The 16,623-nt window shown below is 45.0% G+C and carries 12 protein-coding genes; 1 reads left to right on the top strand and 11 read right to left on the bottom strand.

Going from position 1 to position 16,623, the window contains the following annotated elements; all coding sequences use genetic code 11:
- Positions 1 to 132: 132 nt before the first annotated feature.
- A complete protein-coding gene (locus QZL66_RS10300) occupies positions 133 to 1,080 on the top strand; it encodes a DMT family transporter (protein WP_022411634.1) in 948 nt (315 codons plus the stop codon).
- On the opposite strand, the gene QZL66_RS10295 is transcribed toward QZL66_RS10300, so the two are convergent.
- The 11 genes from QZL66_RS10295 to QZL66_RS10245 form a co-directional block, all read right to left on the bottom strand.
- Complete coding sequence (locus tag QZL66_RS10295) at positions 1,077 to 2,078, bottom strand: AraC family transcriptional regulator (RefSeq protein ID WP_022411633.1); 1,002 nt, start codon at positions 2,076 to 2,078, stop codon at positions 1,077 to 1,079. The two genes, QZL66_RS10300 and QZL66_RS10295, sit on opposite strands and share 4 nt — an antisense overlap.
- A gap of 48 nt (positions 2,079 to 2,126) precedes the next feature.
- Positions 2,127 to 2,609, bottom strand: a complete 483-nt coding sequence (locus tag QZL66_RS10290) for a VanZ family protein (RefSeq protein ID WP_022411632.1) — start codon at positions 2,607 to 2,609, stop codon at positions 2,127 to 2,129.
- A complete protein-coding gene (gene hslO, locus QZL66_RS10285; protein ID WP_022411631.1) occupies positions 2,599 to 3,498 on the bottom strand; it encodes an Hsp33 family molecular chaperone HslO in 900 nt (299 codons plus the stop codon). The genes QZL66_RS10290 and hslO overlap by 11 nt, the downstream gene beginning before the upstream one ends.
- Positions 3,499 to 3,500: 2 nt before the next feature.
- Positions 3,501 to 4,259, bottom strand: coding sequence for a class I SAM-dependent DNA methyltransferase (locus tag QZL66_RS10280; protein ID WP_293615015.1), 759 nt, complete (start codon positions 4,257 to 4,259; stop codon positions 3,501 to 3,503).
- 74 nt (positions 4,260 to 4,333) lie between these two features.
- Positions 4,334 to 7,021 carry a preprotein translocase subunit SecA gene (gene secA, locus QZL66_RS10275; RefSeq protein WP_022411629.1) on the bottom strand — a complete coding sequence of 896 codons (2,688 nt, stop codon included), beginning with the start codon at positions 7,019 to 7,021 and terminating at the stop codon, positions 4,334 to 4,336.
- Positions 7,022 to 7,111: 90 nt separating this feature from the next.
- A complete protein-coding gene (nth, locus tag QZL66_RS10270; protein ID WP_022411628.1) occupies positions 7,112 to 7,744 on the bottom strand; it encodes an endonuclease III in 633 nt (210 codons plus the stop codon).
- Between the two features lie 327 nt (positions 7,745 to 8,071).
- Positions 8,072 to 8,356 carry a RyR domain-containing protein gene (locus tag QZL66_RS10265; protein WP_022411627.1) on the bottom strand — a complete coding sequence of 95 codons (285 nt, stop codon included), beginning with the start codon at positions 8,354 to 8,356 and terminating at the stop codon, positions 8,072 to 8,074.
- Positions 8,357 to 8,417: 61 nt separating this feature from the next.
- Positions 8,418 to 12,587 (bottom strand): hypothetical protein, encoded by a 4,170-nt coding sequence (locus tag QZL66_RS10260; protein WP_293615001.1) that lies wholly within the window; start codon positions 12,585 to 12,587, stop codon positions 8,418 to 8,420.
- A complete protein-coding gene (locus QZL66_RS10255) occupies positions 12,538 to 13,251 on the bottom strand; it encodes a PP2C family serine/threonine-protein phosphatase (RefSeq protein WP_022411625.1) in 714 nt (237 codons plus the stop codon). Before QZL66_RS10255 ends, QZL66_RS10260 begins: the two co-directional genes overlap by 50 nt.
- 56 nt (positions 13,252 to 13,307) lie before the next feature.
- Entirely contained in the window at positions 13,308 to 14,777 is a 1,470-nt protein-coding gene (locus QZL66_RS10250; protein ID WP_293614999.1) for a hypothetical protein, read from the bottom strand.
- Positions 14,778 to 15,343: 566 nt separating this feature from the next.
- Positions 15,344 to 16,513 carry a GDSL-type esterase/lipase family protein gene (locus QZL66_RS10245; RefSeq protein ID WP_022411623.1) on the bottom strand — a complete coding sequence of 390 codons (1,170 nt, stop codon included), beginning with the start codon at positions 16,511 to 16,513 and terminating at the stop codon, positions 15,344 to 15,346.
- Positions 16,514 to 16,623: the final 110 nt, after the last annotated feature.

Here is a 16,623-nt window from a genome sequence, read left to right as displayed (position 1 = left end):
CAAACTAATCATTCAATATGGCATTGTAATGAAAACCGGCGCTGATACCATGAAGGTCATCAGCGCCGGTTTCTTGTCTTTTCTGGAGAAATGTGCTATAATAAGAAAATCAATTAGAAAGAAGTGAATTTGATGTTGCATACGAAAAAAACAAGTCAACTTCTGCAACACCCTGTGATCGTTTGTTTCCTTGCTTTGCTGTGCACAGCACTCTGGGGCAGTGCGTTCCCCTGCATCAAGACGGGATATCGGCTATTTCACATTGCCTCAGAGGATACGGCATCACAGCTGTTATTTGCCGGCGTGCGCTTTTTCTTAGCGGGGATCCTTGTTATTTTATTTGGGAGTCTTCTTCAGAGAAAAGTCCTGCTTTTCCGGAAATCAGCGCTTCCCAAAATTGGTGTTGTCAGTCTGTTCCAGACGATTTTGCAATACGTTTTCTTTTACATCGGACTGGCACATACCACTGCAGTGAAAAGCTCTATCTTTGGCGGGACAGGTGTTTTGTTTTCGATTTTGTTTGTCTGTCTGATTTTTCGGCAGGAAAAGCTGACTTTCTCGAAACTTGCAGGCTGTATTCTGGGTTTTTCCGGAATTTTTCTCATTAGCTTTCAGAATTTTCGGAGCTTGGATTTTGGCTTTTCGTGGAACGGAGAGGGCGCTCTTTTGATCTCCAATATCGCCAATGCGCTCTCCCCTATTTTCCTGAAAAAGTTTTCCAAGACGGAGAATTCAGTGATGCTCAGCGGATATCAATTTTTATTTGGCGGTCTTTGTATTTCTGTTATAGGTGTGCTTGCCGGAGGACACCTGTCATTTCAAGGCTTCTCCCCTGTTCTGTTGATGATCTACATGGCAATGATTTCTGCGGTCGCCTATACCATTTGGGGAATTCTGCTGCAATATAATCCGGTTTCAAAAGTCACGGTATACGGATTTATGAATCAGGTGTTCGGTGTGTTCCTTTCAGCGATCATCTTAAAGGAATGGGATGAAATTCGGTTGCAGACCATTGCCGCGCTGCTTCTCGTATGCAGCGGAATTTACTTTGTTAACCGCAAAAAAGAAGCGAAAGTTTAATTCTTCCATTGATTTCGGAAAGAACCAGCGGAAAGACCCTCGGAAGCACGGAAGGTGCGGTTAAAATAGCTGGCATCCGGAATTCCGCAACTCTCTGCAATCTTTTCCACAGACAGTTCGGTGAACCGCAGCAGCTTTTTGGCATGATTCATGCGACATTGATTCAGGTACTGCATAATGGTGACACCATATTGCTTTTTGAATTCGCGGAGCATGTAGTATTTGCTGATGGAAAAGCGCTGGCTTAGATCTTCCAGTGTGATTTTTTCCGCAAAATGCTCCTCTAAGTAAAGGCGGATTTTCTCCCATTTTTCAATGCTCTCCCGTGCGCTGCGCTGATGCTCCTCCTGTGATGCGGTAATTAGCATTGTGGTTAGCTGGGAGAGATATTGGGATGCATATAATTCGCAGTTTAACTCTTCATTTTTCAGTGTATTTTTGATTTGCTCGAAAAGAATCTTGTACGGCTCTAAGCTGGCAGAAATCACAATAGACGGATTGCGCTGCTCGAATAACTCATACAATGCTGCTGCAGTGCAGCCGTTGAAGTGAATCCATGCAATTTTCCACGGGTTGTCAGAACTGCTGCAATGGGAATAGGCGTTGTTGCAGTTTAAAAAGATGATATTCTCTTCGTGTAAATGATATGATTTATTTTTTACAGTAAAGGTACCGTTTCCTTCCAATACCATGACAAACAAATAGGAATCCAGTGCACTTCTTGGACTTTCATGTGCTTTTTTTACGGTTAGTGTTCCAATCTCCTGTACATAAAGAAGTGCTTTTTTCGTTGTGCTGGACGGCGTCCATAAAATGCGCTCTGAGTTAGTCCAGTCATTGGAAAACAAATTCAGACTCTTGTTCTGAATTTCCACAAACATCACATCCTTTCTCATGATAAGGAACACAACTTTCGGCATTCCATATATTTTATTATACAATATTTTTCTCGAAAAGTAAAGCATTTTGAACAAAATTGCGAAAAAAACGGCATCCATTCAGAAAATATGTGCCTGAATGAACGTCGTTTTTTGTTTAAATCGCAGTTAATTCGTTTTATCGTTGTGTGTTTGCAGCGATTTTTCTCGTCGATGGTAGAACAAAAAGAGAAGCAAGATCGTGATGCATGCACTCACTGCATTGAGTACGGATTCAGAAAAAGAGAAATGTCTTCCCGCAATTGGGATTTTATGCAGTTCGTCTGCAAATGCAACAAATATGCTGAGAACAATTGCCGGAACAGTACGCTTCCATAAGGCATGCTTTTCTAGAAGTAAGTTCCAAAGAATTGCATTCAGTCCGCCAAATATCAGATATAGGAACACGTGCGCCAATTTTCTGAGATGCAAATTTAATGTGTGCAGCTGTGCCTCAGAAGGGGTATGGTAAATCCACTTTCCAAGAAATTCTGACAACGCCATACTCTCCTGCAAAGTGGTTTTTCCATTTGCCGAAGAGAGGTGCAGCATGAGAAACAGCCATACAGCAAGAATGACAACTAAAAAGATCAGCTTTTTCTTACGCTTCATCTGTATGATTCCCTGCAACTTGCAATGCCATGGCTTTCAGTTCTTCTGGCTGGAAAGTGTATACTTTTTTGCAGAAATGGCAGCAAACCTCGATGGGCTTTCCCTCTTCTGATAGATTGGTGAGTTCTTTTTCGCCAAGTGCGGCCAGTACTTTTTCCGTGCGGATACGGCTGCAATCACAGTGATATGCCACCTCGGATTCATCCAGCAGATTCGGCTCCAAACCGTCCAAAAGCCGCAGAGCGATTTGCTCTGCCGTCATTCCCTGTGTCATCATTGTAGTCACCGGAGGCATTGATTTCAGGTTATTTTCGATGGTATCGATGCATGCATCACTGGCAAACGGGAGCAGCTGAATCAGATATCCGCCTGCAACCTTGACAGAAAGATCCGGATTTACAAGAACGCCGAGTCCGCATACAGTCGGTGTCTGTTCGCTTGTGGCAAAGTACTGCGCAATATCTTCTGCAATTTCACCGGATACCAAGGGGACGATTCCGACATATGGTTCTTTCAATCCCAAATCCTTGACTACGGAAAGGGTTCCATCATTGCCGACAGCACCGCCGACATCCAGCTTTCCCTGTGCATTCAGTGGAATTTCTACAACAGGATGTTCTACATCCGCTTTGACATTGCCATGGCTGTCGGCAACTGCAGTCAGCATTCCTGTGGGACCGTTTCCTTTGACACGAAGTGTTACGCTGTCATTTTCGCTTTTCAATCCATATCCCATCATGCTTGCAGCAATGCTCAAACGTCCCAGAGCTGCGGTAACAACTGCTGATGTCTGATGAATCGATTCGATCTGTGATACGATGTCTGTTGCATCAATTGCACATGCGACAACAGAGGCATCTTTCGCAATGGCACGTTTTAAAATACCCATAATTATGCTTCCTTTCTTGCAGCAACCACCATTCGCTGGCTGTCTTCTTTCAGTGGCTCCAGTGTGTCTGCGTGATAAATGCCGAGAACATGGAAGCCTACTTTCTTCAAAGCTTCCTGAATCTGTTCCGATGCATAGGCACGCTCTGTAATATATTCTGTTTTTCTGCGGTACAGACCATTTTCCAGCTGTGAGAAAATTTGTAGTGTAATCAGAACAGTGCACTGGTCATCTTGCAATTCATTTTCCCAGACACAGTATACATCTTCAGTTTCGTAGAGGTAGATCTCGTTTCCCAGTATTTTACGATGCTTATACAATGTATTCATGTCAAATAGAAAAACGCCGCCCGGTTCTGTTGCATCAAACACACGCTGAAAAACCCGTGTAACGTCCGCAAGCGATGGAAGATGGTTCAGACTGTCCAGTGTACAAATGGTAGCGTCTACCGTCCCATACAATTCCAGCTCCCGCATATCCTGCATGACATATTGAATGGAAAGCCCTTTTTCAAGTTTTTTTTCCAATGCTTGGTTCAGCATACTATCAGAATAGTCAACGCCAATGACATCATATCCTCGCTTAGTCATTTTCTCTGACATGGTTCCGGTTCCGCATGCCAGATCCAGCAGAACATTTCCGCTGGAATGGAGAAATGTTTGAATCAGGCGGTCGAAATATTCTGCACGTTCGTCGTAATTGACATTTTGCGTCAGAGAATCGTAGTAGAAGGCAAAGGTTTCATATCCGGTTTCTTCCATATAGACCTCCATGGAAAAACAGGGAGCACAGCAAATTGCCATGTCCCCCGTTTTCCGTTATTTACATTTGGATTTTACTTTTTCTTCTTATTGGGGTTGCGGCGCTGTCCGCTGAAGCTTCCATCCCCTGCGCCAGCATTCGGTGCATCCGGCTGGGAAACCTGTTCCCGTTCCGGTGCCTGATTCTTCTGGAGCTTTACCGTCAACAGCATGCGGACGGTGTCCTCCTGAATGGAAGCAACCATTGCGTCGAACATCTCGAAGCCCTCGTAGCGGTATTCTACAACCGGGTTCTGCTGACCGTATGCACGGAGTCCGATACCCTTCTTCAACTCGTTCATATCGTCGATGTGTGCCATCCACTTGGTATCAACAACCTTCAGAAGTACAACACGCTCCAACTCACGCATCACATCGGAACCGTACTCTTCTTCCTTCGCTGCATAGAGTTCCTTTGCCTTTTCGGTCAGTGCCTTGACAATATCATCAAGTGTCAATCCGGCAAGGTCAGTGTCATTGTATTCCAGATCGTCTTCCTCTGTAATCCAGCCCAGGAAGTGGTCACGGAGCCCAACCAGATTCCACTGTGCGTGATCAGTAACCTCTTCGTTGATGTATTGCTTTACGGTGACGCAAATCAGATCTTCGATCATCTTGATGATGCTGTCGTGGATATCTTCCCCATCCAGAACCTGAGAACGCTGCTTGTAGATGATCTCACGCTGTGTGTTCATAACATCGTCGTAGTTCAGGACATTCTTACGGATGTTGAAGTTGCGTCCCTCAACCTTTCGCTGAGAAGACTCAATGATCTTGGTCAGAGACTTACTCTCAATCGGCATGTCCTCATCCACATTCAGTGCACGCATCATGTTTTCCAGACGGTCACCTGCGAAAATACGCATCAGATCATCCTCGACAGACAGGAAGAACCGACTCTCGCCCTCGTCACCCTGACGGCCGGAACGACCACGGAGCTGGTTGTCGATACGGCGGGATTCATGACGTTCTGTACCAAGGATGTACAGACCGCCTGCCTCCTTGACAGCGACTGCCTTTTCCTTGACTTCTTCACCAAACTTCTTGTACAGTTCCTGATATACGGCTCTTGCTGCCAGAACTTCCTCATCATCGGTATCCGCATAGCCAATAGCAGCCGTGATAATTTCCTCCGGATACTCCCGCTTCCGCATCTCGGCTTTTGCCAAAAATTCTGCGTTACCGCCGAGCATGATGTCTGTACCACGTCCAGCCATATTGGTTGCGATAGTAACGGCGCCCAGCTTTCCGGCCTGTGCAACGATTTCTGCTTCCTTTGCATGATACTTTGCATTCAGGACTTCGTGTTTGATGCCCTTGCGTTTCAGCATTGCGGAGAGCAGCTCCGATTTTTCGATGGAAATAGTACCAACCAGAACCGGCTGACCCTTTTCATGACACTCTGCAATCTGTTCGATGATTGCCTTGTACTTTGCCTTTTCAGTCCGATAGATCAAATCGGTATGGTCAATTCTCTTCACAGGACGATTGGTAGGAATTGCAATAACGTCCAGCTTATAGATCTCACGGAATTCATCTTCCTCGGTCATTGCAGTACCGGTCATACCGGAGAGCTTGGTGTACAGGCGGAAATAGTTCTGGAATGTGATGGTTGCCAGTGTCTTGGACTCCTGTGCAACCTTTACGTTTTCCTTCGCCTCAATTGCCTGGTGCAGTCCGTCGTTGAAACGGCGGCCCAGCATCTTACGTCCGGTGAACTCATCGATGATGATAACTTCGCCGTCTTCTACGATGTAGTCGATATCCTTCCGCATCACACCGTTTGCCTTGATTGCCTGGTTGATGTGGTGCAGCAGTGTCATATTTTCCGGATCCATCAGGTTTTCAACTGCAAAGTATTCCTCTGCTTTCTTGACACCGCGTCTTGTGATAGTTGCGGTTTTTGCCTTTTCATCAATGATGTAGTCAGCATTTTCGTTGACAGTTTCCTGATCCTGTTTGTCATCCATTTCTACGACAGTGGCAGGTTCCAGCGTCTTGGCGAACTTGTCTACGACACCATACAGTGCAGTGGACTTATCGCCCTTTCCGGAAATGATCAGAGGCGTTCTTGCTTCATCAATCAGGATGGAGTCCACCTCGTCCACGATGGCAAAGTTATGACCGCGCTGAACCTTGTCCTTTTTGTAGATGACCATATTGTCACGCAGATAATCGAATCCGAGTTCGTTGTTGGTGCCATATGTAACATCACACGCATAAGCTTCCCGACGCTGGTCGTTTGTCAGACCGTGGAGAATACATCCAACTGTCAGACCGAGGAAACGCAGAACCTTTCCCATTTCATCGGACTGTGTTTTTGCCAGGTAGTCGTTGACCGTTACAACGTGAACGCCCTTTCCGGTCAGCGCATTCAGATAAGCTGCAACACATGCAACCAAAGTTTTACCTTCACCGGTCTTCATTTCGGCAATACGCCCCTGATGCAGGACAATTGCACCAATGATCTGTACCGGGAACGGTTTTTTTCCAAGGACACGGTAAGCCGCTTCACGAACCGTCGCCAGAGCCTCCGCTTCCATGCTTTCCAGAGTTTCGCCGTCTTCCAGACGATCTCGGAATTCATTGGTTTTTTCTTTGAGATCTGCATCAGAAAGAGCTGTATATTCCTCATCCAGATCTAAGACTTTCTTTTTTAACGGCTCAATGCGAGCGAGTTCGCGTGTACTGTAGGAGCCGAATAGTTTACTAAAAATACCCATGGACTTACCGCCTTCATTCAAAGTATACAATAAATAGTATAGCACACCGATGATAATTTGTCAATAGAATTTGAAAAGATTTATAGGCTTTCAATTTTCAGGAAAGGATGGACAGAAACCAGACATCGGACATCCATTGCACTGCGGCTTTCTGGCACGGCAGGTGTCTCGTCCAAACCAGACAATGCGATGACAAAAATCAGAGGAGCGCTCTGGGGGTACCAACGGGCGGAGATCCCGTTCCACCTGTACCGGATCCTTGGAATTCGTCAGTCCAAGCCGTCCGGTAATTCGAATAAAATGTGTGTCTGCGACAATGGCAGGCTTGCCGTACACATCTCCAAGAATCAAGTTTGCTGTTTTTCTGCCAACGCCGGATAGTGTCAGCAATTCCTCCATGGTATCCGGAACGACACCATGGTATTTGGTCAGCAGCTGCTCTGCCATTTCCTTGATGTTCTTGGCTTTCATCCGGTAGAAACCGCATGGCTTCACGACAGATTCCAGCTCGGAAATATCAGCATCTGCAAAATCCTGTAGTGTCGGATATTTCTGAAACAGTGTTGGTGTGACAAGATTGACTCTGGCATCTGTACACTGTGCAGACAGCCGGACAGCGATCAGCAGCTGATACGGTTCTTGGTAATGCAGCGCACAGAGCGCATCCGGATAGATGCGTTCCAGCACTTCACAGGCACGCAGCGCACGTTCTTTTTTTGTCATGGTATTGGGCTCCCTCTCTTTTTATGGATTTATCTACGGACAAGACCGCTTCAATAGGTTTCATTTAGTTCTGCAATTTCCTTTTCCCAATTGAAGTACGGCAAATAGAAAGCCTCTACTTTTCCACCGCCGAGGCTGTTGCTTCCGTTGCAGAATTCGCAGCTTTTTCCGCAGACTAGTAACGATTGATTGACAATCTGAGAGTGAAATTGTCAATCTTTACGTTACATTGCTGAACCAGAAAATGATTTTCGATTTTTGCGTACTGTTCTTTCGTGATATTCATGTACATATGATATCACATTTTTTCGTTAGTGTCAATAAACTCTAGTCTTTCTTAGAGATGTGGTAACCAAGCTTGACGATCAGGCGGAGTGTTTCGAATGCGGTGTTGCGGTCGTATGCCTTTTCACTCTCCGGCAGTTCTGCATAAGGCACCAGAAGCGGTGTCGTCTTCTGGGTGGGATCCTTCACTTCCCCATACGTCCAGCCTTCGGAGATACGACCCTTCGCCCAGACATCGTGAACATTTTCTGCAATTTTCTCGGTCAGTGCCAGCATTTCATCCGGCAGTTTTACTTCGCTTGTGTCAATTGGTTTCGGACAATACATAATAATAGCTTCCTTTCAATATGGTGTTGCGGGATTGTCCCACAAGAGTGAATAACGATTTTCAGTGACCTGCGATACGGCACAGGAATGTTTCAAAATTTTCTGATTTTTCCTGCAATGAAAATATGGATACAGGCAGCATTTTCTCTGTGCGATGAGAGAGCAGGTCATTCAGTTTCTCTCGCTGCGCTTCGGTATCCGTGAGAAAGAGCAAAACGGGATGAATACCAACGTTTTTCACCTGCTTCGAAATCTCGGCCACAAATGCTGCTGTTGCTTTTTCCGGCGGAACATAAACTGCAAAGAATGATGTGAAGTTCTTAGTTAGGACACAGGCAAGCGTGGTGTCAGATTCTTGCAATATCAGCCCGCATTTGACATCGTGGAACCTTCCGGTTTCTCGCGCGGCGTGGTAGGTGTAAATTTCGAGGATACGCTCCGGATTGGTCAGCATTTTTTTGATAGGGTAGGTCGCATAGGTAAACTGAAGCGTTTCCTCATCCGTATTGAGTTCTGTTCCAACGAGATACCCCATTTTCTTTTGCAGCACTTCCAGCAGATGTCGTGCATCCGCTGTTAGCGAAGTGCGCGGCAGGTCCTTCACTGTGAGGGCATCAAAAGAAACAGACACGTCAACAACATCTTTCCCATCAGGAACACAGGAGATTACAATCAGATCCGGAAGTGCAAAGCATTGCAGGTTTTCGAAGAGTTGATCAAACAGCGATTGGCAAGAAACGTTCTGATGAAGAATCAGTTTGCAGGAATCGGAGGTGTGTCCAATCATCTTGCTTTCTTCAGTAACAATTTCATGTGCCTGCAGTGTTTGAACAACTTTTTGCACGCCTGTTCTACAGGAAATTGGCAGGATATACGAAAACTCTTTTGGTTCTCGAATGGTTTTGTCAATGCGCATGGAGGCAATGGTGTCTTGTGCGGCAGCGTGATTTCTCAGGCAGCAGCACAATTCTTTCCATGTTGCAGGAGATTTCTGATACTGTGCCCACAAATCGCGATATTCCGCAAAAAATTCCGAGCGAAGATGAGAAGTTGAACTCTTTGGCAGCATATCTGTAATTGTGATAAACGGCTTTGCGAAAATATACGCAAATGTTTCGCAGCGATTTAGATTCGAAAACGTCTGATTTTTAGAATCGAAAGTGTAGCTGGGAATCTTCTGAAAGATACCGGTGGCATCCAGCGCATCAGAAAGGGCATCTCCTGCTCTTTTTTCCAGAGAAAAATGATCTTTTTTTCTGCTCAGTTTCAGCAATTTCTGTGCAATGGCCTCCTGCCAGCAATCTGACTTTACCGGAATCCATTGTACCTTTCCACGCTTCTCAAAGGAAAAATCAACTTCTTCCATCAAAAAGTTCAGTGATTCTGGATAGAAGATCAGGAACTTTAGGGTCGCTTTCAATTCTTTTCTCTTCAGGTACAAAAGAAGATCTGGAATGGAGTGGCGAAGCTGTGCGATTTTTTCTGTACTGTCACAGTAACAGAAATAGAGCACGGAAGCAGGGTTAACGATGGAGATTGCAGCGACATTGCCAAATCTCATGGTATTGTCCGCTTCGGACAGCGCATACGGAATTGCCATCTGATTCTTTTCTGAATAGGTCAGAATAAACGGAATCGCATCGACCAGCTTGACATCCTCGTTCTTATAGTCGTAGTATAGCTTGCTGGCATAAATGGGATAGATTCTGTGATGAATTCCTTCGATTTCTTTTTCTATCGCATCACATTCGTTGGCGGTAAGGCGATGCGCCTTTTTCGCCTGATCGACGCCCTTCGAAAGCTTGTCCTTTAAACCTTTGTACAAGCGTGCATGACTCGTTTCAGAAAATAGATTCCAGATGCAGGTGTACCACTCTTGAAGCGATGCTAGGAGTGTCGGTTCTTTTTCCAAAATTTCCTGGAGCGGATGAAATAGTTTTTCCAGATCGGTAAGCGTCATTGGGTTGGCGTGTTTTCGGAAATTCTGATGCAGTTTAACAGAGAGCTGTTCCAATTCGTCCAGCTGCTCCAGCATTTCCGGTGTGGCATCGTCCCACATCTCATGCGTCCACGTGGAAAGCCCTTGCTTCGGGGTACTTCGCAGGAGAAAAATGTGACCATTCTGGCTATGTGTAGTGTCATGATCCGGGAGAAAATTTAAATCTGGAATCAAATGATAACCTTCACACAGCTTTTCTGTCACCCATCTACGGTGCTCATAGTAAATCAGATTCAGACGTTCTTCTGCATGGCTCTGCAAATATTCTGCATACTGTCTTGCCAGCTCTTCCGGGGGTGTTTGTTCCAGCTCAAATCCGAGAGCATAGAGCTTGTATTTGAGCGAGAAAATATAGGAGATGCAGGAACCGTGGTTATAAGGCTTTCTGTAATTTTTGCGAACTTCACGATAATTCAGATTCAGATCCTTTTCCCAAAGAAGATGCACGTTGAATGCGATTTGCTCCATTTGTTTGGCGATGTCACTCTTCTGAAAATCCGTGCAGATACAAAGCGGATGGATCACTTTGCATGATGGTGGAATCTCTGGCGGGTTCTTGCCCTCCCACACAAAGTGGATGTCACAGTTACCCCAAATTTCATGCACGATTTTTGCCAACCTCAGATTTTTTGCGTCATCTCCCGTGTCAATGAAAATGGCGTGCGGCTCCTCTTCGGCAGATGCAAACAATCCTGAAAAAAGTGTATTCAGTTTTGTTTCATCATTTTTGTGGACATCTTTGAACAAGAAATTCAGAAATCCATACCAATCTTTTGTATCCTGATGCGTCGTGTCTATGTGGAAAAAATTCTTTAGGCAGGGACGCTCAGAGAGATACTGCTCTTTTTCTTCCCTGGAATTTAAGAGAATTGTGGCATGGATATCTTTCCCGGGAATTTGAATTGCCTGTAGGGATACATCCAAAAACTTGGTGCCGAAATCGCCCAAGCCAATGAGCAGTGTGTTGATTCTATTTTCCTCTTGATGCGAAACATTATGATAGAGCGGATACTGATACAACTGCTGCTGTATTGCCTGTACAAATTGCGGCTGTTTCTGATGCCGGTGGATTGCCAAAATCAGCTTGTCGATGGCGTGGAAATATTCTTGTATGCTGTTATAGCGATTTTTGGGGCAATCGTAATTCAAGAGCTTTTTAAACGCATCACGCAGCATTTCTCGGATGTTAGAGCTGTACTGACTCAGCGCCGGGCACTCTGGAAGAATGTTGTTTTGCAGCTTTTTGCATGTTTCGATACTCGGAGCATACTTGAAAATTCTCTTGAACAGCAACGAGCCGAGCAGGAATAGTTCGGTTCGGATCCCATTCTCAGCAAGGTTATGGATGCATTTTTCTGCCAATTTCATGCGTTCCGTGTCCGAAGAGAGCGATTGCCGATAGTTTTTATTCAAGTCAAGGATGCGATCCATTTCCTTTGGAATCCGTATTTCCTCGGAGGATGGCGTAAATGAAATGACAAACTCCGGCGGAACATCTTTTTGAAAATGGTAATTTTTCAAAGTCTGAATAGAAAACATGCTGTCAAAATCGAAAAATGAGACGCTTTTTAAAGCACCATTTCCGACAATGTAGATGTTTTTCTCTTTGATGTCCAGCCACAAGAACCCGTTTTCAATGTACGCCTGCACTACAGTGGCAATTTGCTTTTGCGTGTAGAGAATGCTTTCAAGGTCTTCTGTTTCAATCATATCATATCTTTTTCCGATTTGATAGCGAAACAGGGCGTAGAGCGCATAATTCCCCGTGGAACTGGAATTGGGATCCTCATACAGTCCAAACGGAGCGGAGGTGGAGAGGTTGAGGATTTCATTTTTCGCTATCCCATTTGCCATTTTTAGCTGTAAATCATATGCACCTTTGTAGATGTTTTTACAATACTGGTAGGAATTCCGATACTTTGATTTTTGTTCGTATTCGTCGATTTGCAGACTATTGGAAATGCTTCTGATGATGCTGACATCGTTTTCTTTGGGCTTCGGGTACACTTCTTTGAGCACATAGAAATACGTTCGCATATCGGTATCCAGAAATTTTACCCGATAGGAAATGATGCTGGAACCGCTTCCGAGGATATCTAAGATTTCAAATTGCTGTTCCTCTGCCGTTTTCGAATCACACTTTCGCAGGGAGATAAATGTTCCCGGCTGAAGAGGTGCTCTGTCAAATTGGGATGGCATATGAATCTTCTCCCTTCCATGCCAGATAGCCATAGGTGGCATCATCTTCTGTCATTTTATGCGCTGCCTGTAAAATGGATTTTTCCAGAGAGTGTCCTTTCGGCAACTGAAAATATGGCTGAAACGTGGCATACATTGCGCCGTCTGTCATCATCCAAATCCGATTCAATTCTTTGCAATCCTTTTTGGTGATGCGAAGATGATTTTTCAAAAGAGGCATTGTGGTCAGATAAGTTGTTCTTGCAGTTTGTCCGTTTTGCGGAAACGAGAGCACACTCCACTTACTTCCCTGCTCTCCAAGAATTACGCCATCCCCCAAATGTCCGGTGATATAGGTTTCTCCATTGGTCAGGGTGAAAAGCAGCGTAGACGATAGCTCACGAAATTCGACATTTTTGGCTTTTGCAACTTCTCGGAGCAGCTGATGGATTTTTTCGGAGAGAAAATCCGAGATCTCCTGCTCGGCTTTTTGAAAAAGTTCGGATGCATTTTGCATTAGTGTGGTACAGAGATTTTGTACGAGCTGCTGGGCGCCAAGTGCAGCGTGCTTTTTGCTTCCTGCGCCATCTGCGATGCAAAGGCATGCGTTCTTCCCTTCTTGGATCTCGGAAAAACATGCGTCTTGATTTTCGAGATTTCTTTTCTGATGCTCGATTCCGGTTTTGCTTCTGTAGTCAATCATAAATTCAGGTCTCATAAGTTTTGTCCTCCTTACGAGATTATGATACCACAGAATACCCAAGCAAATTTGCGTTAGTTAAAAAATTTCCGGATAGGACCAAAGAATTTTTTGGTGAAATCGGGATATGTTTCTGCAACAGATACCAAGAAACCGAAAACATCTTCCCGATGCTGATCCAGACAATAGAGCAGGAACTGATCCAATGCGTTCTGTTCGCAGATCTCGGAGCAGCACATGCGGATAGAATATGTTTGAAAGTCGATTTTAAAGTCGGCAGGTAGCATATCATCATCTAGACTATCAGAATCGGTTCTTTCTGCGACGAATTTCAAGAAGAACAGCTTCAGGAGATCGTTTCGTGTTATTTTGGCAGAATCTGCCCCCAGAATGACCTCGCCTTTTGCAATGGGCAATCTATCGAAGTCGATCTTTTTGAAAAATGCTCTGGCAGATGCGCTAGCATCTTTGTTGTCCATTTCCAGCTTTCCAAATTCATCTTCCACAGATTTCCAGCGGCTGTTTCTGAAATAAGGATTCTCGTAGAGCTCAAAGACATGGAATGATGCATCTTCTATTTTGTCTTTGATGATTTGTGTTACATCTTCTTTGGTTTGTGCCTCGTCAATTTGCTGCTGCAAATAGTCTGTCATCTGAATGGTCGAGGTCCCGTATGTCTGGTCATATGATGTAGAAACAGAGCCTCTGCCAAGATCGATCTCTTCGGAACGTCCAACGGAAATCCGTTCATTGTCTCTCCGCTTGTTCTCTAGCTGCTGAACAATTCCCGTATAAAAGTCATTCTGGAATTCGCAGTACTTTTGATATACATCGATCAGTTCTTTGGGGCTTGTACCATCCTCAATGTTTTTGAAAAATATTTTCATGTATTCTGCGATTACAGGAACAAGATCACGCTGGGATGGTTCAAGACGTGAATAGTAGATATCTCCTTGTGTTGTCAGCTTTTTCTGAACCGTGGAAAGCTTGCCGATGATAAATCTTGCAATCGATGCACGGTGGCTTACGTCGATTTCTCCAGCCTTTTTCGCAAGAATCGGAAACAGACCATTTAAGTCAAAGTAATTTGTGCCGGTCTGCTTCATGTTGGACGATTCTTCCATGAGTTCGCTGAAAATGCTGCGAAGAAAGTCAAATTTCCCTGTTGTTTCCGGATCATTGGAAGACCGATTCCGGCTGGCAGTCAAGAACATATTTGCAACTTCAAAAATCGCAGGAACATTTTTGGCCAGATATTTTCCTGCAATTTTCTCGCTCAGATCGTTCAGCTTGGAAAAGAATTCTGTTGTTTTCTTTAGCTGTTTCGGGTCGATGCTGCTTGATGTTGTTCCAGAACTAAGATAGATGGCATACATCAGTGCTGTTTTCTTCATTTCCTCTGCACGGAGAATGTTGATGGTTGTGTTGTTGCTGATGTCTGCACCGTTGATTTTGTTGTCATACAAGAATTGAATGAACCCATCGTTTTCTTCTTCACTGCTGCTTGAGAACATCTTTTTCAGGTACAGTTTCTGTGCATACACAAAAAGCTCCTGCAATGACACATTGATGCCATTCGGTGTGCCGCTGGTTCCCTTGGTATAGAGCGGAAGCCCCTTTTTCAGTGCGATAAAGTAGAGAATTTCCTCCATTTTTCTGGGATTGAAATCGTCCTGCTCTTTTCCTTCCAGAATCTGGAATATGAGAGTTCTCGTTTCCTCAGTCGTGAAGCCAAAGGCAACCGCCAGTCGAAGCAGGTTCTTTCTCTCAATGGAATTGCGCTTTTTCAGCTTTTCTGCATGAAAAACATTCTTGATATTCCATTTATTCACGCCGTCTCCTGTGGTGACACCCCGGAGGTTCATTGCAAAATAAATCAGCACACGCTCCAGATCTTTGTCTTCAATGTCCTGAATTTGCTTTGCGGAAGCATTCCATCTGTTTCGGATGTCCTGCAATTCTTTTCGCTTCTGTACCTGTGTTTTTGGCATATTCTCTTCCAGTGTGCACAGATACTCCTCGTATCGTTTTCCGGCCACTTCTTTGAAAGCCTCCCATACATTTTGATGGGAAGCAGCGATTTTTTCCAGTCTTTTCTTTTCAGCTTCTCCTAACATCGATTTTCTTCCTTTCTATGTAAAATTTCGGATGGTATGGTTTCTGCCATTTTCTCATAGGCTGCTGCACTGGGGTGCAGGTGATCGCCGCTGTCGAATCCATCGGCAAATGCAGTTGGGTTTTGCGGATCACACAGGGCACGGTCAAAGTCAATGCAGCCATCGATTTCATCGGTTGTACGAATCCATGTGTTGACCTCATTTCGCAGGGCTTCACGGAACTCTGCATAGGTGCGCCATCCGGCAATGGGCAGCAAAGTTCCGATGTAAACACGCAGCCCCTTTTCTCTGGCAATCTTCACATAGAACCGCAGTCCCTCAATCAAATCCTCTGCGCTTGGCAGATCACTCCACGGTCGAAACGGATTGACATCGGTTCCAACCGGATGAATGATGTCGTTGATGCCGTGCTGGATGATTACCGTATCTGCGCCGGATACTTCTATCTCCCGTGGAAATCGGGTGGCACCTTTCAGTCCGTAGGAATCATACGTGATATTGTCGTACTGCCGCAAAATGCGTGTGCCGCTGGCGGCTTTCCGAATAATTGCGGTAGTGCCGTCTCCATCTTTCAGCACTCGCTGTATCAGATCGTCTGGCCATGCCTGTGCGGTAATGGAATCGCCAAAGCAGATGACAGTGCGATTTTTCTCATTCGTCAGGACTTCAATATCACTTAAGAAATAGAAAGTGTGCGTTTTTTTGGAGGTGTCCGGATGCAGGTGTTCTGCCTGTGTCTGATCACCGACAGCAAAGTATCCCTGCGACATTGGTCCGGTAATCACTACGCCGGAACGCATTTCTGTAAAATCGGCGAAATACAGGCTGACGGCAAGCTTTTCCCCACGCTTGATAGGAAAAGAAACAGCATCACTTTTGATTCGTTCCCCTGCCGGAATTGTCACGGAAGCATTTCTGTTGAATTGCAGCGGCACTATGGTGTCCGGAACAATGCCGTTTGCACCGTCTGATTTTGCCAAAAAAGCGCTGGTAATTGTCACAGATTCGTTTCCGCAAAAGTTGTCCAGCGTAATGCGAACAGCACTTGCATCCAGCATTATTGTGATCGGATAGCGCAGCGTCAAATTTTTGGCGTAATTTTCGGGACGGCGTTCCGTAATGGAAATGGCATTGCCCCATGTGGTAATCCATTTTTCGTTCATTTTTCTCATACTCCTATTGCTTTTATGCCTCTTATTATAGCATGTTTCGACTGGAAACACAAGGCTTTGACGAAACATTCTGAGAACCTGTCTTCACAAGCGTATACAAG

It is taken from the genome of Ruminococcus sp. CAG:330 (assembly GCF_000437175.1).
Lineage (GTDB): Bacteria > Bacillota > Clostridia > Oscillospirales > Ruminococcaceae > Ruminococcus_C.
The sequence above is the reverse complement of the archived record's forward strand: the minus strand, read 5'-3'. Positions and strand labels throughout refer to the sequence as shown.